Raw genomic sequence first — 23,898 nt, 5'->3', positions numbered from 1 at the left:
CGATGAGCAATGAACACCTCGGGACGGATGCGCCCGCCGGACACTACGAGCAGACGCTCGCCAAGGATCTGAGTCCCTTCACGCTGTTCGCCGTCGCCTTCGGCTTCGTGTCGATCGCGACGGGCATCTTCACGGCCTACGGATCGGTCCTCGCGACCTCCGGGCCGCTCGGCATCTGGACGTGGCCGATCGTGGTCATCGGCCAGCTCGCCGTGGCGCTGGTCTTCGGGGCCTTGGCCGCACGCGTGCCGGTCACCGGATACGCCTACCAATGGGTCTCGCGCCTGGCCAACCCGGTGCTGGGCTGGATCATGGGCTGGATCTCGTTCACCTTCCTCGGCGTGGTCGTGGTGGCCGTCGACTACACGATCGCCTCGACGATCCTGCCGGTGCTGTTCGGTTACGTGGGCACGCAGGCGAATGCCTGGATCATCACCGCCGTCGTCATCACCCTGCAAGCCGCCCTCGTCTCGCTGTCCACGCGGGCGACGCAGCGGGTCAACAACGGCGCGGTCACCATTCAGCTGATCGGCATGATCGGGTTGGTCGTCCTGCTCTTCGCCGTCGGCTTCACCACCGGCCAGTTCGACTGGAGCACACTGTTCAGCCGCGGCGACGTGCCCGCTGAGGGCTACTTCTCCCTGGGCGGTCTCACCGAGGCCGGTCCGTGGGCGATGGGCTTCCTGCTCGGTGCCTTCACGATCGTCGGCTTCGAGTCGGCCGCGAATCTCGCGGAGGAGACCCGCGATCCCGCGCACGTCGTGCCGAAGGCGATGTACCGGGCGGTCCTCACCCTGGGCATCATCGGCTTCCTGTTCCTCATCGCGGTGACCGGCCTGGCCGGCGATCCGGTGGCCCTCGCCGGGTCGGCGACGCCCATCGCCGACATCATCCAGGGCGTGCTCGGGTCCTTCCTGGGCAAGGCGCTGCTGGTCCTGGTGGTCATCTCGATCTTCTCCTGCGGCCTGGTCATCACGCTGAGCGGCTCGCGCCTCATCTGGGCGATGTCGCGCGATGAGCGGTTCCCCGGCTGGCAGGCCTTCCACCGCATCTCGCGGTCGCGCGGCACCCCCATGAACGCGACCTTCATGATGTTCGCGGTCGGCCAGACCGTGCTCGCGGTGTTCGCCTTCTCCACCGACGCGCTGTTCGCGCTGTTCTCGGCGGCCACGCTGCTGCCGGCGATCATCTACGCGTCCACCGTCGCGCTGTACATCGTCAAGCGCAAGCACCTGCCGCCGACGCGGGGCTTCAGCCTCGGACGCTGGGAGACCCCGGTCCTCGTGGTCGCGGTCGTCTGGCTCGTGTGGGAGCTGCTGATCTTCCGCGACGCCTCGTTCGCCAACTCCTGGGCCTACGTCGGCGTCATGGTGCTCATCGGCGCCGTGTACTTCGCCTATCTGCTCATCCGCAAGGGCGTCGCGGGGCTCACCATGCCCGACATGGAGTCGATCGACGCAGTGCTCGATGCCGAGCCCACGGAGCACTAGGGTTCTGGGCAGGTGGTCTCGATACGCTCACTCGCTAGCGCTCCCTCGCACACGGTGGTCGAGTAAGGCGGAGCGCTAGCGGAGCCCGTATCGAGGGTCGAGGGCGGAGCACGATTCGAGGAGGTCCACGGTGACGCAACTGGCCATCCCCGCCGAGCGGTGGGGCATCATCGAGCAGCAGCTCGCGGCCCGGGAGTTCGTGCGCACCGTGGACCTCGTCGACGTCCTGGGCGTCTCCATCGAGACGGTCCGGCGCGACCTCGCCGCACTCGAGTCCCGGGGCATGCTGGTCCGGGTCCGCGGCGGCGCGGTCGGGGCGGGACACCATCCCCGGGCCGAGGGCAGCTACGGTGAGCGCAGCGCGAGCGGCCGCGACGAGAAGGCCCGTATCGGCCGGGCCGCGGCCGAGCTGATCGCCGACGACGCCACCATCGTCATCGACGTCGGCACCACGGCGCTCCAGGTCGTCGCCGCGATGGCCCCCTCCTTCCAGGGACTGCTGCTGACCGGCTCGCTGCCCGCCGCCACCCTCGCCTCCGAACGCCTCTCCTGCGAGGTCGTCGTGCTCGGCGGGCGGGTGCGAGCGGGCGATCTGGCGGTCTCCGGCGGCCGGGCCGACCAGTTCCTCGGCGACTTCCGGCCCGATATCGCCTTCCTCGGCTCCGGCGGCGTCGACGCCGTGGACGGCCTCACCGATTTCCACTACGAGGAGGCTCGGCTCCGTCAGCGGATGCTGGCGCTCTCGGCGCGCTCGTGGGTGCTGGCCGACGGCTCGAAGCACCGGGTGGTCGCGCCCGTGCACGTCGCGGACCTCGATCAGCTCGCCGGACTCGTCACCGACATCGAGCCGAGCGGCGAGCTAGGAGCCGCGCTCGACGCCGCGGGCGTCGAGATTCGCGTCGCCCGCTGACCGTCCCGGACCCTGCAAGGCGGTCACCTCGATGAGGAAGCATTCAGTGGAGTCCCCGCTGGCACGTCGAGCAGATCGGACTCCCACGTCGAGGACAGCACCGCGTCGTAGACGAGAGCATCGAGAGCGAATACGAGGCCGATCGAGGCCGCCGCGACGGGCCAGCACGAAGGCCGTAGCCCCGAGACTTCCGTGAGCGGGTCTGAGAGAATAGGCGCGGAAAGGAGGCGCTGTCATGGTGTTCCAAGGTGAAGTGCTGTCGGTCGGCGCGCTGCTCGATGCTGCCCGCACAACACCTGAGACCGCGCCGAACCCGAGCGTGGGGGTGCGTCACACCGCCGCGCAGAACGCCGAAGCCTGCCGCACGATGCTCGCCGCCGGTGAACCACTCGATACATGCTGGCGGTTCGGCATCCTCCAAACGCTGGACGACTACACCTCCGTTCTGCGACGCGGCGGCCCCGACCTCGCGGCCGGAGTGTTCACCGACGAGCCGCCCCGCACCAGTGCGTCGGAGATTGATGCCGCATTCGCGGCGCTCGCGGCCCACCTTGCTGAGCGCGACGGCTGGCCCACACCGTCCTGGGCCCTCGACTCGTCGCGGCGCACCAACGGCTGGTACCCGGCAGTTCCGGCGATCTTCCACGCCGACGCCGACCGGGAGAGCCCCGAGGCATTCAGGCGGCGCGGGATTCTCATCACCTCCCGTTCCCTGGCGAGGGCATGACCCAGACCGGACCGCTCGACGCGGAAGGGGTCCGCGCCCTCTTCGGCGAGTTGTCCGACCGGCTCGCGGAGGCCGGAGTACCTGCACAATTGTTCGTCGTCGGCGGGGCGGCGATGGCCCTTGCCTACGACGCCGACCGGCTCACCCGCGACGTGGACGCCCTATTCGTCCCTGCCCCCGAAGTCAGGCGCATCGCAGAGGAGATGAGCGGTCCCCACGGGCTCGAACCGGACTGGCTCAACGACGCCGCCAAAGGATTCCTCCCCGGCACCGACGAGCACCCGCACACCGTGTTCGAGTCCGAATCGCTGCTGGTGCAGGTGCCCTCACCGGAGTATCTGCTGGCGATGAAGCTCCACGCCTCCCGCGACGACCGCGACCTCGACGACGCCGCGCTGCTATTCAACCGGCTCGGCTACACCATCGCCCAGGAATGCATCGACCTGCTCACCGCCATCTACCCGACCGGTCAGCTCTTGCCGCGTCACCGCTACATCGCCGAGGAAGTCGCCACTCGCGCGCACGCACGCCACGATGCTCCGACGACCGCCCCCCGCGAAGCGCCACCCGGGACCGACCACCGCTGAAGGCTTCCACCCGCTCCGAGACCCCTCGAAGCACCGGGTGGTCGCGCCCGTGCACGTCGCGGACCTCGATCAGCTCGCCGGACTCGTCACCGACATCGAGCCGAGCGGCGAGCTAGGAGCCGCGCTCGACGCCGCGGGCGTCGAGATTCGCGTCGCCCGCTGACCGTCCCGGACCCTGCAAGGCGGTCACCTCGATGAGGAAGCTGTTGCGATCGGCCCGGTGGTACTCCAGCGTGTACTCCACGACCCGGTCCTCGTGATCCCAGCTGCGCCGGGTGACGAGCATCAGTGGAGTCCCCGGCGGCACGTCGAGCAGATCGGACTCCCACGGCGCGGACAGCACCGGGTCGTAGCGCTGACGTGCCTTCGCCACCTCGACCCCCGCCCCGGCGAGAGCGACACCCAGGGGGCCGGTGGCCAGCTGCGTGTCGTCCACCGCGCCCGCGACGGCCGTCGGCAGATGCACCACCTCGACCGACACCGACCGTCCGCCGACGAAACGCACCCTGGCGGTCCGCGAGACCTCCTCGTCCTCCTCCACGGTCATCAGCTCGCGCATCCGGTCGTTGGGGACGTGCAGGTCGCGGTACACCTCCCGGTAGGTCGACGCCTCCTCCGCGGCGGTCACCATGCTCTCGGGCACCGACATGGTGTGGACCGTCTTCGGCTCGGCCACGAAGGTCCCGCGGCCGACGTGCCGGGTGATCAGGTTCTGTCGCTCGAGTCGGTCCAGGACGTGACGGACGGTGGTCCGGCTGACCCCGAACTGCTTGCACATGTCGCGCTCCGGCGGAAGCCGCACCCCCGGGGCCAGCTCCCCGGAGTTGATGAGAGCCGCGAGCAGGCCGGTGAGCTCCATGTGAGCCGCCTGCGTCGCCGAGCCGGCACCACGGCCGGTTCGCGGCGAGGCGGCGATATGGGAGAGATCCGCGGTACTCACCGTCGGGACCTGAAGGGACTGCTCGCCGGCGGCCGGTCCGTCATCGTTGGCCATGGTCACGCTCCTGTCGCCGCCACGCTGCCGCGGCCAGCGCGATGTCGAACATCCCCAACCCCCACAAGTCGAAGACGATCCGTTCTCCCTCCGGCCGATCGCCGGAAGCCGGGTCGACCATCAGATCCTCGAGTAGTTCGATCCGATCCGGCGACACCGCTCCCGATCTCACCGCGCGTGCTGTCGATGACAGATCATAGGCCAGAAGCTGCCGGTCCGTGGTGACCCATCGGCCGCTGGTCGCGACCGCCGTCTCGGTCAGGTCGTTGAGCGATATCGCGACCACGAGCCGGACGCCTTCCAGCATCGCCGGCGTGACGTACGGGGTGACCGCGTCGCTCGTCCCCAGCACCACGACCTCGTGGGCGGTGACGGCCTCCTCCACGGATCCCGCGACGGTCGCCGCGACGCCACGCTCCCGCAGCGTCTCGACCAGGCGCGCCCCGGCCTCCTCGGCGAGGTCGAAGACCGTCACCGTCCGGACCAGGTCGGGATACAGGGCGATCACGGTGTCCACGAACGCCAGCGACGAGACACCCGCCCCGACGACGCCGACGGAGAACGGAGCGGCCGTCGATGCGAGCACCTCGACGGCCAGGGCGCCGACCGCCGCGGTGCGAGCCGCGCTGATGGACGTCGCCTCGACGACGGCGCGCGAGCGACCGTCCTGACGGTCGCTCAACAGGACCGAGGCCGATGCCCGCGGCTGGCCATGCCGGAGATTCTCCGGATTCGCGCCGATCCACTTGACCCCGGCGATGTCCTCGAGGGACGCCGGGTGGGCGACGAACCGATGCCCCGGCTCCCCCAATGTCAGCGTCGACAAGGGGCTGTCGACCGCGACGCCGGCGCGCTTCGCGGCCAAGGTCCGGCGCATCACATCGACCGCGACGTCGGGGTTGAGCACTCCGGAGGTCCGGACGTCGGCGGCGGTCAGCACCGCGAGCGGGGAGGCCTGCATCAGGCCTCCTGTGTGGACAGTCGCGCGTCGCCGACGACCACCCGGCCCTCGAGGACCGTCGCGAGCGCGCGGACCGACTGATCGTGGGTCACGGTCTCGACGACCTGCTCGAGGAACTGCAGCTGTTCGAACTCATAGGAGCCTCGCTCCACCGCCAAGACCGCCAGATTCGCCACGGCGCCCTCGCGCAGCTCGGCGAGCTCGGGCCGGCGAAGGACCGTGGCCGGATTGATCGTCACCGCGCGCAGGACCTCCTCGAAGGGCATGCCGATCGCCAGCATCTTCGACATCGTCGCAGTGAGCCCGAACACGGGCCCATCCGCCGTGACCTCGGTGAGATCGCTGGAGATCGTGTCGGGGTAGAGGCCACGGGCGATCGCCTCACGGCCCACGCTGAAGTCGAGCCCGCCGCGTCCGCAGCCCACATCGAGCACGACCCCACGGGCTCGGGCGCGGAGCAGCGCGTCCCAGTTCTCCTGGCTCGCGACGACGGATTCGCGCGAGCGGGAGAAGACGTGCGTGACGATGTCGCCCGGTCGCAGGGCGTCGAGGATCTCGATGAGCGCGAGGCTCGGATCGAAGACGTGCACCATGAGCGGGACGCCGGTCCGCTCACCGGCCGCGAGAGCACGTCGCAGTGCCTCACGGGCGTTGCCCGGGTCCTCGCCGTTGACCCATCGGGAGAGGCGCAGCTTGATGCCGACGACGAAGTCGCGGTTCTCCTCGATGGCCTCCGCGAGCAGATCGATGTCGGCAGTGCGCAGATCGTGGAGCTCACCCACCTCGTTGTGGATGATCCCGATCGTGGAGAGGTTCACGAAGGCGAAGAGGTTGCCCCGGCCGATGCCCCGCGCGGTCTGCACGAGTCCCGGCAAGGTCAGTGCGCCCGCGCTTCCCGCGTCGACGATGGTCGTCACACCGTCCCGGAAGCTGTAGCGGCGCGGGTCGTAGCCCAGTGGCGTGGACCACCGGTAGTAGTGCGTGTGCAGGTCGATGAGTCCGGGGAGGACGTGCGCACCCTCGACGTCCAGCACGTGCCGGGCGGGCGTCGTGTCGGAGGCGTCGAGGCTGACGATCGTGCCGGCATCGATCGCGACATGGGCCTCACGCGAGGTGGACGTGGACGGATCGTGGACGAGGGCGTTGCGCAGGAGGAGGTCGTTCATGGGTCTCTTCTTTCAGCTGGCGAGGGGAACGGCGCGTTCGAGATCGGCGACGACGCGGATCGGCTGGCCGGAGTGCAGATCGCGGGAGAGCGGCTGGGCGCTCTTGACGACGATGCCGCTGCCGCTCAGTTGGACGGACACAGTGAGGCTCGACTGTTCGTAGTCGAGGTCCACGACGGTGCCGGCGATGCCGGGTCCGTCGACCTCGAGGGCGATCGCATCGGCCGGGATGCAGATCGCGGCCATGTCGGGCGTCGGCGCGACCGGCGCGATGCTGCCCAACGGGGTGCGCAGTGCTCCGTCCGGCCCGCTTCCGTCGATGTCCACGATGGTGCCGGCATCGAGGAAATGCGCCGTGAACCGGTGCTGGGGACGGACGAACAGCTCACGCGGTGCGGCGATCTCCACGATGCGTCCCTCGTTCATCACCGCGACCCGGTCGCCGAGCGCCAGCGCCTCGCCGTGATCGTGGGTGACGTAGACCCCCGTGACGCCGAGCTCCTGTTGCAGACGGCGCAGATCCGACCGCAGCTCCATGCGGATGCGTCGATCGAGCGCTGACAACGGCTCGTCGAGCAGCAGCACGCGCGGATTGATCACGATCGCGCGAGCGAGCGCCACGCGCTGCTGCTGGCCGCCGCTGAGCTGGCCGGGCTTGCGATCGGCGAGATGCGAGAGCTGGACCAGCTCGAGCGCCTCGCCGACGGCCTTGGTGATCTCGTTCTTGGCGTGGCGGCGGGTCTTCAGGCCGTAGGCGACGTTCTGCGCGACGGTGAGGTGCGGGAAGAGGGCCCAGGTCTGGAAGACCATGCCCATGTCCCGCTGGGCCGCCTTGAGCGACGTGATGTCGTCGCCGTCGACCATGATGGCGCCGGAGTCGGGAGCCGCGAGGCCGGCGATCGTCCGCAGCAAGGTGGTCTTGCCGCAGCCGCTGGGGCCGAGAAGGACCAGCATCTCGCCGCGGCGGATCTCCAGGTCGATGTCCCGGATCCCGGCCCCGTTGCCGTATTCGGTGGTCAGTCCACGCAGGTGGACGAATGAAGTGCTCATAGGTGTCTCCAGAGGTCAGCGCAGGCCGCTGCCGGTCAGATGTTTCAGCGCACCGATGCGGTGCAGGACGAAGAAGACGATCAGGCCGAGGGCGACCAGGAGCGTCGACATCGCGGCGATCGAGGGATCGGGCCTGAAGTCCAGGTACTGGTACATCACGACGGGAAGGGTCGACTCGCCCGGCGGCATGAGGAACAGCGAGATGCTGATGTTGTCGAACGAGAAGATGAAGACCAGCAGCGATGCCCCGATGAGGCCCGGCGTCGCCAAGGGCAGCGTGATGGTGCGGAAGACCCGCCAACTCGATGCGCCCAGGGTCTCGGCCGCCTGTTCCAGGGCGACGTCCTGCGATGCCATCGTGGCGACGATGACCTGCAGGCCGATGGGGATGCCGACGACGCAGTGCCCCAGGACGAGGGCGGGGATGCTCGGGGCCTGCTGCAGCCGCAACGCGACGAAGACGAACACGCTGAGGCCGACGACGATCTCCGGCACGGTCAGCGGACCGAGCGCGGTGATCTGCGAGAGCCGCTGTCCGCGGTACTCGTAGCGGGTCATCGCGTAGGCGGCGAGGAAGCCGACGACGATCGAGACGACCGTGCTGGCCGCCGCGACGACGAAGCTCAGGCGAAGGGCATCGAGGAACTTGGTGTTGCCCAAGGCCGTGGAGAACCAGTCGAGCGAGAAGCCGCGGGGCGGGAACACGGCATAGTTGCCGGAGTTGAGGGAGGTCGCGATGACCGCCGCGAGCGGAGCCAGCAGCACGATCGCGACGAGGATGTTGACGGAGGGTATTCGACGACTCATGGGGCAGACCTCCGGGCCGATTGCACGAGGGACAGGATCATCAGCGGGAGGACGATGGCCATCAGCACCACCGCCACGGCAGCGCCGAAGTTCCAGCTCCCGGCGCCGCTCACCGACCCGTAGATCAGCGTCGGCATGGCGGGGACCCGGCCACCGCCGACCATCGCCGGGGCCAGATAGGAGCCGGCCGATGCGCCGAAGGTGATGATCGATCCGGCCACGATCCCCGGACGCGCCGCGGGTAACACGACGGTCCGGAAGACCTGCCAGTTGCCGGCGCCCAGGGTCTGTGCCGCGTCGACCAGTCGGCGGTCCATGCGATCCAGGCTCGCGAAGACCGCGATCGTCATCTGCGGGAGCATGAAGACCACCAGCGAGATCACGACACCTGTCAGCGAGTACAGCAGCGGCAGGTCTCCCCACGGCCAGACTCGATCCACGAATCGCGCCAGCAGCTGGTAGCCGAAGACGCGGACCACGCCGTTGATGAGCAGCGGCGCGAAGAGCACCGCGATGAAGATCGCCCGCCACCGCGGGTGACGGACCATCCCGTAGGCATAGGGGACGGCGACGGCGGCCGCGACGACCGTCGTCCCGACACCGATGATCAACGTGTTGCGGAGAGCGGTCCAGCCGACGGAGCGGCTGAAGAACTCCTGGAAGTTCGTGAGCGACCAGCTGTCGGTCGCGGCATCGGTGAACGCCGTCGTGACCACCATGACGAAGGGAAGGACGAACAGGCCGAGGACGAAGAGGACCATCGGCGCCAGGAGGGCCGCCGGCAGAGCCCAGCTGACGGAGGTGGTGCTCCCGACGCGGGTCGGGCCCTGACGGACCCGACCCGCGGCGCGTGGCGCGACAGATGTCACGAGAAGAGCTCCTGCCAGCGGACCGTCCAGTCCTGGATCTCGGTGCCGATCTGGAGCCAGTCGATGGGCCACAGTCGCGCGGCGACCTCATCGGTCTCCAGCAGCTGGTCGCTGATCTCCGCGGGCAGCTCGGCGGCCTGGCTGGCCGGGGCGACGTGGGTCGCCTCCACCCAGGTCGACTGCGCCTCGTCGCTCAGCATGTAGTTGATGAAGTCGTACGCCGCGTCGACGTTCTCGGCCTCGGCGGGGATCCCCACCGGCTGGACGCTCCAGTTCGTGCCCTCCTCGGGGATCAGCGTGGTGACGCCCGAGTCGGCGAGATCGACGCCGAGGTCGGCGAACGTGACGGTGGCCAGGAGGCTGCCGTCGGCCAGCTTGCTCAACGGATCCGATGACAGCGTGTACTGGTACTGGACATTGGGACGGAGCTCTTCCATGGCCTCCCAACCCGCCTCGAGATCATCGGGCCCGTCCCCGAATGCCTCGCCACCGGCCTGGAGGACGAAGACGCCGGCGACACTGGGCAGAGCGCCGATCGCCAGGTTGTTCTCCAGACCCGGATCCCACAGATCGGCCCACGAGGTGAGCTTCTTGCCCAGCAGGTCCTCGCGGTAGAGGATGCCCTGCGCGCCGTAGCTGATCGGCACCGCTGCGAGCTCACCGTCGACCATGAGGCCGTCGAGCACCGCGTCGGGGATCGTGTCGAGGTTCTCGATGCGGCTGGTGTCGATGGGCTGCAGGGTTCCGTCCTGTAGTCCGACGGCCGCCTTGTCGGCGGTGAGCAGGGCCGCGTCGTAGGCGGTCGGCAGCTGCTGGATCTTGGTCAGGCCGTTCTGTCCGTCGGCCGCACCTTTGATGGTGATGCCCGTCGCCTCGGTAAGGCCGGGTTCGATGGCGGTCACGCCCTCCTCCCAGATGCCGCCCCAGTGGGAGAGCGACAGGGTGGTGGCGTCATCGTCGCCGCTGCCCCCACAGGCGGCGAGAACGACTGCAACCGGAGCAGCGGCGATGGTGGCGGTGAGCCTCCGAGGTAGAGATCGCATGACGTTCCTCATAAATGGTAGGGACCAAATTGGTAGTAACCATAAGGCCTTCGACCCTGGACCGCGCAAGGCCTCCCACGTAACTTTCTGATGACACGGCAGCCCGGAAAGGGGCACTCTCTCTGCTATAACAGGGAAAATTCAGGATCGAGAAATGGCGTGGCGACGGGTGGCGATGGACGTGATCATGGCACCGGGACGACTCCCGACAGAGGCGTCACCCGTTCAGCCGACGACAGCGAAGGTTCGCGGCGGGGCCGACGATGCACCTCCTCGGCCGTCTCCCCGGGAGCAGTTCGCCGTGAGACGAGCGTGTCCGTTGTCCTCAGGTCGAGCCATGCCGTCCATCGATCGTCCCCTGCCGAGCGGCTGGAGCCGACGACCTCGGACCGCTCTCCTTCAGACGGATCTCAGGCATCCACGGCACACTGGGATCATGCGCATCCTGGTGGTGGACGACGATCGCGCCGTCCGTGACTCCCTGCGACGATCCCTGGAGTTCAACGGCTACACGGTGGAGCTCGCGTCCGACGGCGCTGAGGCACTCGCCCGGGTGCCTCAGGTCCAGCCCGATGCCATCGTCATGGACGTGATGATGCCGCGCCTCGACGGCCTGGAGGCGACCCGCGCGCTGCGCTCGGCCGGCAACGACGTGCCGATCCTCGTGCTCACCGCCCGCGATGCCGTCACCGATCGCGTCGACGGTCTCGACGCGGGTGCCGACGACTATCTCACCAAGCCCTTCGCCCTGGAGGAGCTCCTCGCCCGGCTCCGCGCGCTGCTGCGCCGCTCCGCGCGTCCCGCCGATGCCCAGGACGAGGACGAGCCGGTCCTGCACTTCGCCGACCTCAGCCTGGACCCCAACACCCGTGAGGTCGTCCGCAACGGGCGCAATATCTCCCTGACCCGCACCGAGTTCGCCCTCCTCGAACTGTTCCTGCAGCGCCCCAAACGCGTGCTCGAGCGGTCCTTCATCCTCGAGGAGGTCTGGGGATTCGACTTCCCCACGAGCGCCAACTCGCTGGAGGTCTACGTCGGCTACGTCCGCCGCAAGCTCGAGGCCGAGGGCGAGGATCGGCTGCTGCACACGGTCCGGGGGGTCGGCTACGTCCTGCGGGAGACGCCGCCGTGAACGAGCAAGCCGAACGAACCATCAGCACCCTCACGGCGACACCGACCTACCCCCGCTCCTTCTCGGCGGTGGCGCCATGAGTGAGCGCAGCGAACGAACCATCAGCACCCTCACGGCGACACCGACCTACCCTCGCTCCTTCTCGGCGGTGGCGCCATGAGTGAGCGCAGCGAACGAACCATCAGCACCCTCACGGCGACACCGACCTACCCTCGCTCCTTCTCGGCGGTGGCGCCGTGAGCGAGCGCAGCGAGTTGGCTGAGCGGCCGAAGGGACTCGTCGACCGGTTCCTGGACTGGCTGCACGATGCTCTCAGTCCCGTCACCTCGCGCATCTCGCTGGCGGCACGCGTCACCATCCTGACCACGGTCGCCGTCGCCCTGGTGCTGTCAGTCGTCAGCGCCGTCTTCTACGTCACCGTGCGATCGGAGTTCATCGGTTCGGTGGATCAGACCCTCGTCAAGCGGGCCAACGACGCGGTCGACGCCGGCGTCACCGCCTCGTCGCTCAACTCGACCAACGCCGGATCGGTGCAGCAGATGCTCAATGCGATGGGCATCCGCGTGGTCTTCGTGAACGGCGGCGATCTGCTCACCCAGAAGGTCAGCAGCGTCCCGTACGGCATCCCCGAGCAGGAGGTCGCGCTCGGCACCCGGTCGCAGTCCGCGCGCACGGTGGACGCGGGCGGGGAGCCGTTCCGCATCGTCTCGATCCAGACGCAGCCGGGCCAGGCCTTCGTGCTCGCCCAGTCGATGGAGTCCACCCAGCGCGCGCTGGACCGGCTCGCGGTGGTCCTGGTGCTGGCGAGCGCCGCCGGCGTCGCGATGTCCGCCATGGCCGGCTGGGCGGTGGCGAGCAACGGTCTGCGACCGGTGCGCCGCCTCACCGCCGCGACCGAGCGCATCGCCTCGACGGGTGAGATGGAGCCCATCGATGTCTGGGGCACCCGCAACGACGAGCTCGCCCGGCTCACGCGTTCCTTCAACACGATGCTCCGAGCCCTCGGCGAGTCACAGACCCGCGAACGACAGCTCATCGCCGATGCCGGCCACGAGCTTCGCACCCCGCTCACGAGCCTGCGCACCAATATCGAGCTGCTACGTCAGGCCACGAGCGATCCTGACCGTCGGCTCGACGCCGAGGCACAAGGCGAGCTGATGGACGACGTGCGCGCCCAGCTCGACGAGCTCACCTCCCTCATCGGCGACCTCGTCGAGCTCGCCAGGGACGAGCCGTTGCACCGTGATCCCGAGCCGCTCGCCCTCGACGACATCGTGGAGCAGTCGCTGACCCGTGTGCGCCTGCGCGCTCCGGGCGTCACCTGGGATGTGGCGCTCGACGACTCGCAGGTCGTCGGCGAGAGTCAGTCTCTCGAGCGCGCCGTCACCAACCTGCTCGACAATGCGGCGAAGTGGAGTCCTCCGGACGGCACCATCACCGTCCGCCTGACCGAGGGCGTCTTGTCGATCAGCGACGAAGGACCCGGCATCGCCGAGGAGGATCTGCCGCACGTCTTCCAGCGCTTCTACCGTTCGACGGCCGCCCGCTCCCTCCCCGGATCGGGGCTGGGCCTGTCGATCGTCCAGAGAGCCGCGGAGCGCCACGGCGGGCGGGTCGAGGTGGCTTCGATCCTCGGCTCCGGATCGACCTTCACCCTGCATCTCCCGCTCGCGCCGTCCGGCGGGCCCTGACACAGTGGAGGTCTTCGCCCGCTCACACCGACCTTTCATCACCGTCTCAGCTATGCGAGAGAATGTCTTGACATGACCGATTCGCACGATCCCTTCGCCGAGCGTCCGTACACGCCGCCCGCGCAGCGTCAGCCGCAGCCGCCGGCCGGTGAGACCGGCGAGGACACGACCGAGGAACGCGGCCCCATCCCGATGGGTCCGGCCCCGACGGGTCCCGTCCCGACGGGTCCGGCCTCCGGCTCGTCCGCGCCCTCTCCCGACGAGCCGCGTGAAGCACACGCGCCCCACGCGTCGGCGCCCCCTCCGGGAGCCCCTCACCCCGGTGCGCAGCCGGCCGGACCGGGCATCACCCCGGGCCACGGTCCCGCTGAGCACACCTCGGTGCTGGCGCCGCCCCCGCCGCCCCACGGTCCGACTCCCCCGGGCTCCGGGCAGGTCCCGCCCGCTGGACGCCCCCGCCGCGGCCGACCCATCGCGGCGGCGATCGGTATCGTCGCGCTGGCGCTCATCGCCGGCTTCACCGGTGGGATCCTGGGCAATCAGTTCTCCGATGGCGGCAACTCGACCTCGACCAGCACCGGCACCTCGATCGATGCCCCGGCCTCCTCGGATCTGCCCGCGGGCACGGTCGAGCAGGTCGCCCAGAAGATCATGCCGTCCGTCGTCCAGATCAACTTCTCCGGAGGCGGCGAAGGCGGTTCCGGGTCGGGGGTCATCATCAGCGAGGACGGCAAGATCGTGACCAACAATCACGTGGTCGAGGCAGCCGCGGACGGTGGCACGCTCACGGTGGGCTTCAATGACGGCACCAATGCCCGCGCGACCATCATCGGCACCGACCCGGCCACCGACATCGCCGTGATCCAGGCCGAGGACGTGTCCGGTTTGGAGACGGCCCAGTTCGGCAGCTCGTCCGACGTGAGAGTCGGCCAGGAGGTCGTCGCGATCGGCTCGCCCTTCGGCCTCGAGTCGACGGTCACGCAGGGCATCGTCTCGGCGCTGAACCGGCCGGTCTCGCCGGGCGATCAGAGCAGCAGCTCGGACACTCTGACGACCTTCCCCGCCATCCAGACGGACGCGGCCATCAACCCGGGCAACTCCGGAGGGCCGCTGGTCGACCTCGAAGGCCGCGTGATCGGCATCAACTCGGCGATCCGGTCCTCCGGCGGCGTCGAGGGTGGCTCCATCGGTCTCGGCTTCGCGATCCCCTCTGACCTCGCACGCAATGTCAGCGCGCAGATCCTCGACGGCAAGACGGTCGAGCACGCTCGCATCGGCATCACCGTGCAGAGCGCCACCGGCGACGACCAGATCACCGGTATCGGCGCGCGTGTCGCCGAGGTGGAGTCCGGTGGCCCCGGTGACGAGGCCGGTCTGCGCGAGGGCGATATCGTCACCGCGGTCAACGATCATCCGGTCGCGACCAACCAGGCCCTCATCGCCACGGTCCGCAGCTACCAGCCGGGCGACGAGGTGACGCTGACCATCCAACGCGATGGCAAGCAGGAGGACGTCAAGGTGACCCTCGGCTCCGACGCCGGCGATCTCCAGCGCTGATCCGCATCAGCATCGCCCGCGGGCGGTGAGCTGTCCCGCACTTCTGCGCTCGAAGTGCGGGACAGCTCACCGCCTACCGTCACGAGTACGGGATGACTCACCGCCCACGGGATCAGCGCCAGGCGCCGCGCTCGTACTGCGGGGTATAGGGCGCGTCCTCGCGGCTGACGCCGAGCTCATGCGCCGCCCGCAGCGGCCAGGCGGGGTCGCGCAGCGCCGCTCGAGCCAGCAGCACGAGATCGGCCTCACCGGCCTCGAGGATCTTCTCGGCCTGCCCCGGCTCGGTGATCAGGCCGACAGCGCCGGTCGTGAGGCCCGAGACCCGGCGCACCTCCTGAGCGAGAGGCACCTGATAACCCGGCCCCACCGGAATGTCCGCCGGAAGCAGCGCCCCGGACGAGACGTCGACGATGTCCACGCCCAGTTCGCGCAGCTCGGCCGACAGGCGCGCCGTCTCGTCCAGCGTCCATCCGTCGTCGAGCCAGTCGGTGCCCGAGAAGCGGATCGCCAGGGGCTTGTCGGCGGGCCACACCTCGCGCACGGCGGTCACGACCTCCCGCACGAGCCGTGTCCGTCCGTCGAAGTCGCCGCCGTACTCGTCCTCACGCTGGTTCGACAGGGGCGACAGGAACTGGTGCAGCAGATAGCCGTGCGCCGCGTGGATCTCCACCAGATCGAAGCCCGCCGCGTCGGCGCGGGTCGCGGCGTCGGCGAAGGCCGCGGGGATCGCCGCCACCTCGTCGCGGGTCAGCGCGCACGGTTCCGCGAGCCCCGGATAGGCGGCCGCCGAGGGAGCGACCGTCTGCCAGCCGCCGGCCTCGGGTGGAACCGTGCCGCTCGCCTCGGCGAACGGGGCATAGGTCGAGGCTTTCCGCCCGGCATGCGCCAGCTGGACGCCGATCGCCGCACTCTGCTGGTGTACGAAGTCGACGACCCGAGTCCAGGCGCGGGTCTGGTCGTCATTCCACAGGCCGGTGTCCTCGGGGCTGATGCGACCCTCCGGGACCACGGCGGTCGCCTCGGTGATGAGCAGGCCGAACCCGCCGATGGCATGCGAGCCGAGGTGGACGAGATGCCAGTCGGTCGGCACGCCATCGCGCGCGAAGCACGAGTACTGGCACATCGGCGCCAGCCAGATGCGATTGCGGGCGGTGACGGATCGGACGGTGATGGGCTCGAACAGGGCAGCGCTCATATCGAGGGTCAACCTCCGACGAGCGCCTCGCATTCCGTCGTTCCCCCGGCCCGGGGCGGTGACCTACGCACCCCTCACCCGCGGGAGCGGTGACTTGCGCACGTCTCAACCGTGCTGAGAGGTGCGTAAACCACCGCTCATCGGCCCGAGAGGTGTGTAACTCACCGCCCCGGGGCGGTCAGGCGAGGGAGGGACGACGTGCCGATGCGCCGGTCATCTCCTCGACAGCGCGCCCGATCTCCAGCAGACGCCGTTCGGTGTTGGGGGCGGTGACCAGCTGGATGCCGACCGGCCATCCCTCGCGGGTGAAACCCGCCGGGATCGACAGCGCCGGGCAACCTGTGACGGTGATGAAGTAGGCCGACCGCATCCAGTCCAGATAGGTCTGCTGCGCCTGGCCGTTGATCTCGGCCGGGTACTCCTGGTCCGCGCTGAACGGCGGCACCTGGCTGACCGGCATGACGAGCACGTCGATCTCGTCGAAGAACTCCCGCATGCGCAGGGAGAGCTCCGTGCGCTGGTGATAGGCCCGGGCGACATCCGCACCCGTGAGATCCGCGCCGAGACGGATATTGTCCGCGAGCGAGGCTTTGAAGCTGTCCGGATGCTCGGCGAGCATCGCACCGTAGCTGGCCTGGAAATGCCAGGCTCGCAAGGTGCGGAAGGTGTCCTCGGCCTCGGTGAGCGAGGGGGCACGCTGGATGACCTGGGCACCGGCATCCGCGAGCGCGCGAGCCTGCGCCTCGACGACATCACGCACCTGGTGGTCGACCTCGAAGGCCCCGTCCAGATCCACCGAGACCGCGACCTTCAAGCCAGCGAGCCCGATCCGCTGGACCTGCTCGAAGGCCGATCCAGGCGTCTCCTGGCCCACCGGCGAGCGGCCGTCAGGACCGGCCTGTACCGAGAGCAGCAGGGCGAGATCGTCGACATTGCGAGCCATCGGGCCCTGCACCGAGGTGGTCTCCCAGGCATTGCCGGTCGGCCACTGCGGCACGCGCGCGAAGGAGGGCCGCAGGCCGACGACATTGCAGAAGGACGCGGGATTGCGCAGCGAGCCGCCCATGTCGCTGCCATCGGCCAGCGGCACCATGCCACTCGCGAGGGCCGCAGCCGATCCGCCGCTGGAGCCACCGGCCGAACGGGTCGGATCGTAGGGATTCACGGTGGTGCCGAAGATCGGGTTGAAGGTGTGCGATCCGGCCGCCCACTCCGGGACATTGGTCTTGCCGACCGTGACGGCTCCCGCCTTGCGCACGCGCTCGACGACGAGCTCGTCGCGCTCCGGGATGTGATCGGCGCGCAGGACCGAGCCCGAGGTGCTCCGCCAGCCGCCGACCGCGTGGGTGTCCTTGAACGCGAAGGGCAGCCCGTGCAGCGGACCGACCTCCTCGCCGCGCGCCAACTGCTCGTCGGCGCGGGCGGCGGCCTCGCGGGCCCGCTCGGGGTCGAGGCTCACGATGGCATTGATCGTGCCGTTCGTGGCGTCGATGCGGCCGAGGTGCAGCTCGAGCAGTTCGCGTGCGGAGATCTGCTTGGAGCGCACCGCGTCGCGCATCTCCCGCGCGGTCGAGTAGTGGTCGATCTCAGCGCTCGTCATGTCGTCTCCTTCGCTGCGCGCCCTCGTCGAGGCCCGCAAGTGTGGGGGCACCTCCCTGCGCGGAGCACAGAGGTCCGCGAGTGGTGCAAATCCGTCCGCGAGTGGCGCAAATCCGCCCCGGAAACGGCGTTCCTGGGGCGAAAATGCACCACTCGCGGGAGGGGAGCGCCGGCCGCAGCCAGACTCCCGAGGCGGTGACCGTCAGCGGCGACGGGAAGCGATGGCGCCCACGGCGACACCGAGCAGCGCGATCGCGGCACCGGTCACGACGCCCTTGAGGAAGGCATCGGGGCTCGCCGCCGGAGCGGCCGTCACAACACCCGCGGCTGCAGGCTGCGCGGTGGTGGCCGTCGCGGCAGCCGGCTGGCCCTCGGCCGCGGTCTCCGGGGCGGCAGCAGCAGCGACCGGCTCACCGGCCAGCACCTTGTTGACCGAGCCGAAGAACTCCTTGGCCATCCGCTTGCTGACCGAGGTGAGCATCCGCTGGCCGACGCCGCCGATCATGCCGCCGACGACCGCGTCCGCCTCGTAGCTGATCTGCGTCGTGCCGTCCTCCGCCGGCTCGAAGCGCACGTCGACATCGACCGAGATGGTGCCGGGCGCGCCCGATCCCTCGGCGTGCATGCGCAGCGACTCGTGCGGCTTGAGGTCCGAGAGCTGGACGGCTCCCTTGTACGTGCCCTTGATGGACGCCACACCGGCGGTGATCACCGCAGAGTAGCTGTTCTCTCCGGTCTCCTCGAGGCGCTCGCACCCGGGGATCGTGCGGACGAGCACCTCGGGCGAGAGCAGGGCGTCCCAGACCTTCTCGACTCCTGCGTCCAGCGTGGCGGTTCCCGCTACCTTCATGTGTTCGTCCTTTCGGTCGCTGTGTCAGTGGCCTTCTCGAGCCGCAGGGCATACAGCTCCGAAGGCGAGATCGGCATCGAGGTGATGGTGAAGCCCTCGGCGTCCTCGATGGCGGCCGCGAACGCAGCCGCCGTGGGGATGACCCCGGCCTCACCCGCGCCCTTGAGCCCGAGCGGGTTCAAGGGCGAGGGGGTCTCCAGATGGTCGATCTCGATACTCTCGGGGACCTCCGTCACATAGGGCATGAGGAAGTCCATGAACGAGGCGTTCTGCAGCTGGCCGGTCTCGTCGTAGGCCATCCGCTCGTAGAGCGCGCCGCCGACTCCCTGCGCCACACCGCCGTGCACCTGTCCCTCGACAATCCGCGGGTTGATGAGGGTGCCGCAGTCGTGCACCACCGCGTACTTGAGGATCGAGATCTCCGCGGTCTCCGGATCGGTCTCCACGATCACCACGTGGATGCCGCTGGCGAAGGTGGAGCGCATCGGCGAGTAGTAGTCCTTGCCCTCCAGACCGGGCTCGTCGTCCTCGGCGACCGGGGGCTTGGTGGGATCGCCGACCGCGAACTGGGTGGCGGCGCGCGATGCCTCGTCGAAGGCGTACCGCAGCGGATTGGAGAGCACGGCGAGTGTGCCGAGCGCGATCTGGCTGGCGGGCGCGCCCTTGACGCGGACGATGCCGTCGACGATCTCCAGATCGTCGACATCGACCTCCAGCGCATCTGCCGCCAGGCGCAGAGCCTTCGCCTTCGCCGCCCGCGCAGCGAGCGCGACGGCCGAGCCGCTCATGACGGCGGCACGCGACGCGAAGGTGCCCACCGAGTACGGCGAACGCCGGGTGTCGCCGGTGACGACCTGGATGTCCTCGAAGCGCACGCCGAGCTCGTCGGCCACGATCTGCGCGAACGCGGTCTCATGGCCCTGACCCTGCGTGGTGAGGCCGGTCGAGACCTTGACCTTGCCGCTCGTCTCGATCTGCACGTGGCCGCCCTCATAGGGGCCCACGCCGGTGCCCTCGACATAGCAGGCGATGCCGATGCCGACCTTGCGGCCCTCGGCGCGTGCTTCGTCGCGGATCTTCTCGAACTCGTCCCAGTCCACGAGTGCCTTGGCCTTGCGCATCATCTCGGGATAGTTGCCCGAGTCGTAGATGAGCGGGCGGCCGTCCTGGAAGGACAGCTCGCCGTGCGCGTAAGGGAACTCATCGGGCTGGATGAAGTTCGCCTCGCGCACCTCGGTGCGGTCCTTGCCGAGATACGCGGCGATGGCGTCCATCGTGCGCTCCATCGCGAAGACACCCTGCGGACGTCCAGCGCCGCGGTACGGCGTCACGATGACCGTGTTGGTGTAGAGGCTCTGGAACACCACGCGGTAGCTGGGCAGCTTGTACGGTCCGATGAGCTGGGTCGAGGTGATGATCGGCACGATCAGGCCATAGGGGGTGTAGGCGCCGTTGTCGTGCCAGAACTGCACGGACAGGCCCAGGATGCGTCCGTCGTCGTCGAAGCCGACGTCGATGTGCTGCTGCTGGCCGCGCTCGTGGGCCGAGGAGATGAAGTGCTCGCGACGGTCCTCGGTGAACTTCACCGGCCGGCCGAGGACCTTGGCGGCCATCGGCACCAGGACCTCCTCGGGCCAGGGGTGCACGATCTTGGCACCGAAGCCGCCGCCGACATCGGGGGTGATGACGTCGACCTGGCTCAGATCGAGGCTGAGCTTGGTGGCGACCGCGGCGCGGACACCCGTGGAGGTCTGGGTCGACGACCACACGCTCATGCGCTTGAGGTCCTCGTCCCAGCGCGCGACGGTTCCGCGGCCCTCCATCGGCATGGAGGCGCTGCGCTCGATCTCGAGGTCGAAGGTCAGCCGGTGCGGCGCACCGCCGATATCGGCCTCGGGATCGCCGAAGGACTGCTCCATCGTGGCGGCCACATTGCCGGGAACGTCCTCGTGCACGAGATGGTCGGCGGCGCGCGCGGCGTCGATGCCGACGACGGGAGCGAGGAACTCGTACTGCACCTCGATCAGGCCGACGGCGTCCTCGGCGAGGTAACGGTTGTCGGCGACGACGATCGCGATCGCCTCGCCGACATAGTTGACCTCGTCCTTGGCCAGGGCGTACTGCGTGCGGCCGTGGGTCAGATTGGGGTGCGGGATGAGCAGCGGCAGCGGTTCGGCCAGCGGACCTTCGAGATCCTCGTAGGTGTAGACGGCGTGGACGCCCGCGACATCGAGCACGGCGTCGACATCGATGGAGACGATGCGGGCGTGGGCGTGCGGGCTGCGCAGCACCGCCATCTCCAGGGCCTCGGGGGCGAGGTCGTCGGAGTAGCGTCCGTGTCCGGTGACGAGCCGATCGTCCTCGACGCGGGCGACCGGCTCGCCCATCATCTTGGTGGTCATCGGTTCTGGCCCTCCTCGTCCTGGGCGTCCTCGCGCTGGATCTCCGCGGCGCGCAGCACCGAGGCCACGATGTTCTGGTAGCCGGTGCATCGGCAGAGATTGCCCGAGATCATGTCGAGTGCCTCGGCACGGTCCGGGTCGGGGTTCTCAGCGATTCCGGCGGTGATCGTGGTGAGGAAGCCGGGAGTGCAGAAGCCGCACTGCAAACCATGGCAGTCCTTGAAGGCCTGCTGGACCGGACCGAGCGAGCCGTCCGGGCGGGTGAGTCCCTCGACGGTGGTGAGCTCGTAGTCCTGCGCCGAGACGGCGAACATCAGGCACGAGCGCATCGGCTGGCCGTCGACGAGGATCGTGCAGGCGCCGCAGACGCCATGCTCGCAGCCCACATGCGTGCCGGTGAGGCCGAGATCATGACGCAGCGCGTCGCTGAGCAGCCGGCGCGGCGGCACCTGGGTCTCGTGCGTGACGCCGTTCACCCGAAGGCGGACGGTCTCCACGGGTTCGGCGGACGTGGGGGAAGTAGTCATGCCTTCGCCTCCTGGTCGAGTCGGGCCTTCGCATCGGCGTGCGCCGCGGTGATGACGCGTGCCGTGAGCGTGCGGGCGAGTTGCGCCCGGTACTCCGCGCTGGCGTGGATGTCGCCCTCGGGCTCCAGCTGTTCGAGCGCCTTCTCGCCCGCGGCGACGAGCGACGAGGCGTCGATCCCGTCGGCGAAGCAATCGGTGAGGTCGACGACGATCGGCGTCTCGGTGACCGAGAGGTATCCGGCGCGGACGCTCTCGATCCCACCGTCCTCAGCGAGACCGAGGACCACGCCGAGTCCGCACAGCGCGTAATCGCCGTGGCGGCGGGCGATCTCGTCGAAGGCGATGCCGTGTCGCGCCGGGAGGGCGGGGACGAAGGCCTCGACCGCGATCTCACCGCTCTCCAGCGCCGTCTCGAGCGGCCCGATGAACAGGTCGTCCGCGGCGATCTCGCGCCGGCCTTCCGTGGACGCCACCGTGAGGGTGCCGCCGAGCAGCGTCAGGACGACCGGCATCTCGCCCGAGGCATCCGCGTGGACGATGGAGCCCACGGTGGTGCCGCGGTTGCGGATGGTGGCGTGTGCGACGTGGCTCAGTGCCGCGTGCAACATGGGCTGGACTCGCCGCGCCTCCTCGTGCGCGTGGAGTTCGGCGTGGCGGGCGAGGGCGCCGAAGCGCACCCCCGCCTCGCTCACGTCGATGAACGAGAGCTCCCCGATCCCGTTGATGTCGATGAGCTCGGACACGGTGGTCAACCGCATCGACATCAACGGGATGAGGCTCTGTCCTCCGGCGAGGATCTTCGCCCCGGGGTTCGCGGCGTACGCCGCGAGTGCCTCGGAGAGCTCGGCTGGTCGCTGGAAGGTGAATGCAGCAGGTTTCACGTGAAAGTCGGATCCGTCTTGTCGTCGTCGGTGTTCTCGAGGGACTTTTCCTTGCCCTTGACCAGGTGGTACATGACCACGAGCAGCAGGGTGCCGAAGGCGATGCCGCTGAGCTGGAAGTCATCGGTGATCTTCAAGGTCACGTCACCGATGCCCGCCACGAGGCCGGCAGCCAACGGCACCATGTTGACCGGGTTGCCGAAGTTGACTCCGTTGTCCACCCAGATCTTGGCGCCGATGAGGCCGATCATGCCGTAGAGCACCACGGTCACGCCGCCCAGCACGCCGCCGGGGATCGCGTTGATGATCACACCGAACTTGGGGCACAGGCCGAGGATGATCGCGAATCCCGCCGCGAACCAGTAGGCCGCCGTCGAGTAGATCCGCGTCGCGGACATGACGCCCATGTTCTCGGCGTAGGTGGTGGTCGGCGAGCCGCCGAAGGAGCTGGCGAGGGCCGTGGCGAAGCCGTCGGCACCGAGCGCGCGGCCCATGTACGGGTCGAGGTCCGCCCCGGTCATATCGGCGATGCCGCGGACGTGGCCGGTGTTCTCCGCGATGAGCGCGATGACGCCCGGCAGCACCAGCAGCGTGAAGGTCAGCGAGAAGCTGGGCCCGTGCACCGCGGACACACCGTCGGCCAGCGTGCCGCTCGGCAGACCGAACCAGGCAGCGTCGCCGATGCCGGAGAAGTTGACGCGGTCGGCGACCTCACCGGTCTCCGCATTGGCGATGCCGCCGGCGGTCATATCGAGGACCCAGGACAGCAGGAAGCCGAAGACCAGAGCGAGGAAGACCGCGATACGGGCCCAGAAGCCGGGCAGCAGCACGGCGCCCAGCATGAGGAATGCCGCGGTCGCGAGCGCGACCCACTGATCCTGAGGCCAGTAGATGCCCGCCACCACGGGGGCCAGGTTGAAGCCGATGAGCATGACGACCGCGCCGGTGACGGCGGGCGGCAGCACCTTCTTGAGCATGCCCGGACCGGCGAAGTGCACGCCGACGCCCACGGCCAGCAGCACGAGGCCGGCGACCAGGATCGCGCCGGTGACATCGGCGGAGTCGCCGCCCTGGCCGCGGATCGCCGCGACCGCGCCCACGAAGGCCGCGGAGGTGCCGAGATAGCTCGGCACCCAGTTCTTGACGATGACCAGGAAGAGCATCGTGCAGATGCCCGAGAAGAGAATCGCGAGGTTGGGATCGAGTCCCATGACCACCGGGAACACGAAGGTCGCACCGAACATGGCGACGACGTGCTGGATGCCGATACCCGCGGTACGGCCCCAACTCATCCGCTCATGTGGTCCTACCGCCTTGCCCGGCGGTGGTGTTTTGCCGTCGTAGACGACCTTCCAACTGAACATGCCCGACATGTGTTCTCCTCACACCCGTCGATACCACCCGGTGATGCCCCGATTGAGCGATCCTAGTGCGCTGCATCACAGGAGCTCATGAGCGAC

The 23,898-nt window shown here is 69.1% G+C and carries 21 protein-coding genes; 7 read left to right on the top strand and 14 right to left on the bottom strand.

From position 1 onward, the window contains the following. Positions 1 to 2 precede the first annotated feature (2 nt). From FNM00_RS00255 to FNM00_RS00240, 4 genes are all read left to right on the top strand, one after another. Entirely contained in the window at positions 3 to 1,490 is a 1,488-nt protein-coding gene (locus tag FNM00_RS00255; RefSeq protein WP_143911011.1) for an APC family permease, read from the top strand. A gap of 130 nt (positions 1,491 to 1,620) precedes the next feature. Beyond that, positions 1,621 to 2,400 carry a DeoR/GlpR family DNA-binding transcription regulator gene (locus FNM00_RS00250; protein ID WP_143911010.1) on the top strand — a complete coding sequence of 260 codons (780 nt, stop codon included), beginning with the start codon at positions 1,621 to 1,623 and terminating at the stop codon, positions 2,398 to 2,400. A gap of 235 nt (positions 2,401 to 2,635) precedes the next feature. Further along, a complete protein-coding gene (locus FNM00_RS00245; protein WP_143911009.1) occupies positions 2,636 to 3,127 on the top strand; it encodes a hypothetical protein in 492 nt (163 codons plus the stop codon). Next, a complete protein-coding gene (locus FNM00_RS00240) occupies positions 3,124 to 3,714 on the top strand; it encodes a DUF6036 family nucleotidyltransferase (RefSeq protein ID WP_143911008.1) in 591 nt (196 codons plus the stop codon). The genes FNM00_RS00245 and FNM00_RS00240 overlap by 4 nt, the downstream gene beginning before the upstream one ends. 112 nt (positions 3,715 to 3,826) lie before the next feature. Here FNM00_RS00240 and FNM00_RS00235 read toward each other — a convergent pair whose 3' ends face one another. Genes FNM00_RS00235 through FNM00_RS00205 form a run of 7 tightly spaced genes read right to left on the bottom strand, consistent with a single transcriptional unit; the run spans position 3,827 to position 10,604 of the window. Continuing rightward, positions 3,827 to 4,708, bottom strand: a complete 882-nt coding sequence (locus FNM00_RS00235) for a GntR family transcriptional regulator (protein WP_143911007.1) — start codon at positions 4,706 to 4,708, stop codon at positions 3,827 to 3,829. After that, positions 4,695 to 5,669: a hypothetical protein gene (locus tag FNM00_RS00230; RefSeq protein ID WP_143911006.1), complete on the bottom strand. Its 975-nt coding sequence runs from the start codon at positions 5,667 to 5,669 to the stop codon at positions 4,695 to 4,697. Before FNM00_RS00230 ends, FNM00_RS00235 begins: the two co-directional genes overlap by 14 nt. Next, on the bottom strand, positions 5,669 to 6,835 hold the full coding sequence (locus FNM00_RS00225; RefSeq protein ID WP_143911005.1) for an amidohydrolase/deacetylase family metallohydrolase: 1,167 nt from the start codon (positions 6,833 to 6,835) through the stop codon (positions 5,669 to 5,671). Before FNM00_RS00225 ends, FNM00_RS00230 begins: the two co-directional genes overlap by 1 nt. A gap of 12 nt (positions 6,836 to 6,847) precedes the next feature. Continuing rightward, positions 6,848 to 7,885 carry an ABC transporter ATP-binding protein gene (locus FNM00_RS00220; protein ID WP_143911004.1) on the bottom strand — a complete coding sequence of 346 codons (1,038 nt, stop codon included), beginning with the start codon at positions 7,883 to 7,885 and terminating at the stop codon, positions 6,848 to 6,850. 15 nt (positions 7,886 to 7,900) lie between these two features. Continuing rightward, on the bottom strand, positions 7,901 to 8,692 hold the full coding sequence (locus FNM00_RS00215; protein WP_143911003.1) for an ABC transporter permease: 792 nt from the start codon (positions 8,690 to 8,692) through the stop codon (positions 7,901 to 7,903). Then, positions 8,689 to 9,561 carry an ABC transporter permease gene (locus FNM00_RS00210; protein ID WP_143911002.1) on the bottom strand — a complete coding sequence of 291 codons (873 nt, stop codon included), beginning with the start codon at positions 9,559 to 9,561 and terminating at the stop codon, positions 8,689 to 8,691. Before FNM00_RS00210 ends, FNM00_RS00215 begins: the two co-directional genes overlap by 4 nt. Further along, complete coding sequence (locus FNM00_RS00205; RefSeq protein WP_185972892.1) at positions 9,558 to 10,604, bottom strand: ABC transporter substrate-binding protein; 1,047 nt, start codon at positions 10,602 to 10,604, stop codon at positions 9,558 to 9,560. The genes FNM00_RS00210 and FNM00_RS00205 overlap by 4 nt, the downstream gene beginning before the upstream one ends. A gap of 436 nt (positions 10,605 to 11,040) precedes the next feature. On the opposite strand from FNM00_RS00205, the gene FNM00_RS00200 reads away from it, so the two are divergent. From FNM00_RS00200 to FNM00_RS00190, 3 genes are all read left to right on the top strand, one after another. Next, positions 11,041 to 11,736, top strand: coding sequence for a response regulator transcription factor (locus tag FNM00_RS00200; RefSeq protein ID WP_143911000.1), 696 nt, complete (start codon positions 11,041 to 11,043; stop codon positions 11,734 to 11,736). Between the two features lie 236 nt (positions 11,737 to 11,972). After that, complete coding sequence (locus FNM00_RS00195; RefSeq protein ID WP_246065013.1) at positions 11,973 to 13,427, top strand: sensor histidine kinase; 1,455 nt, start codon at positions 11,973 to 11,975, stop codon at positions 13,425 to 13,427. Positions 13,428 to 13,499: 72 nt separating this feature from the next. Continuing rightward, positions 13,500 to 14,984 (top strand): S1C family serine protease, encoded by a 1,485-nt coding sequence (locus FNM00_RS00190; RefSeq protein ID WP_246065012.1) that lies wholly within the window; start codon positions 13,500 to 13,502, stop codon positions 14,982 to 14,984. A 112-nt stretch (positions 14,985 to 15,096) separates the two neighbouring features. Here the strand turns inward: FNM00_RS00190 and FNM00_RS00185 are convergent, their stop codons facing one another. The 7 genes from FNM00_RS00185 to FNM00_RS00155 form a co-directional block, all read right to left on the bottom strand. After that, a complete protein-coding gene (locus FNM00_RS00185; protein ID WP_143910999.1) occupies positions 15,097 to 16,179 on the bottom strand; it encodes an NADH:flavin oxidoreductase/NADH oxidase in 1,083 nt (360 codons plus the stop codon). A gap of 178 nt (positions 16,180 to 16,357) precedes the next feature. Then, positions 16,358 to 17,779: an amidase gene (locus FNM00_RS00180; RefSeq protein ID WP_143910998.1), complete on the bottom strand. Its 1,422-nt coding sequence runs from the start codon at positions 17,777 to 17,779 to the stop codon at positions 16,358 to 16,360. 201 nt (positions 17,780 to 17,980) lie between these two features. Then, positions 17,981 to 18,628 carry an SRPBCC family protein gene (locus FNM00_RS00175; protein ID WP_143910997.1) on the bottom strand — a complete coding sequence of 216 codons (648 nt, stop codon included), beginning with the start codon at positions 18,626 to 18,628 and terminating at the stop codon, positions 17,981 to 17,983. Beyond that, entirely contained in the window at positions 18,625 to 21,030 is a 2,406-nt protein-coding gene (gene cutA, locus FNM00_RS00170) for an aerobic carbon-monoxide dehydrogenase large subunit (RefSeq protein WP_143910996.1), read from the bottom strand. Before cutA ends, FNM00_RS00175 begins: the two co-directional genes overlap by 4 nt. Next, positions 21,027 to 21,557 carry a (2Fe-2S)-binding protein gene (locus FNM00_RS00165; RefSeq protein WP_143910995.1) on the bottom strand — a complete coding sequence of 177 codons (531 nt, stop codon included), beginning with the start codon at positions 21,555 to 21,557 and terminating at the stop codon, positions 21,027 to 21,029. The genes cutA and FNM00_RS00165 overlap by 4 nt, the downstream gene beginning before the upstream one ends. Next, the gene (locus FNM00_RS00160; RefSeq protein ID WP_143910994.1) at positions 21,554 to 22,438 is read right to left on the bottom strand and encodes an FAD binding domain-containing protein; all 885 of its coding nucleotides are present in this window, start codon (positions 22,436 to 22,438) and stop codon (positions 21,554 to 21,556) included. Before FNM00_RS00160 ends, FNM00_RS00165 begins: the two co-directional genes overlap by 4 nt. Further along, positions 22,435 to 23,811: a uracil-xanthine permease family protein gene (locus FNM00_RS00155; protein WP_246065011.1), complete on the bottom strand. Its 1,377-nt coding sequence runs from the start codon at positions 23,809 to 23,811 to the stop codon at positions 22,435 to 22,437. The genes FNM00_RS00160 and FNM00_RS00155 overlap by 4 nt, the downstream gene beginning before the upstream one ends. Between the last annotated feature and the right edge of the window lie 87 nt (positions 23,812 to 23,898).

The sequence above is a fragment of the Aeromicrobium piscarium genome (assembly GCF_007421815.1).
GTDB classification, from domain to species: Bacteria; Actinomycetota; Actinomycetes; order Propionibacteriales; family Nocardioidaceae; genus Aeromicrobium; species Aeromicrobium piscarium.
This window is presented reverse-complemented; position numbering and strand designations above follow the sequence as displayed.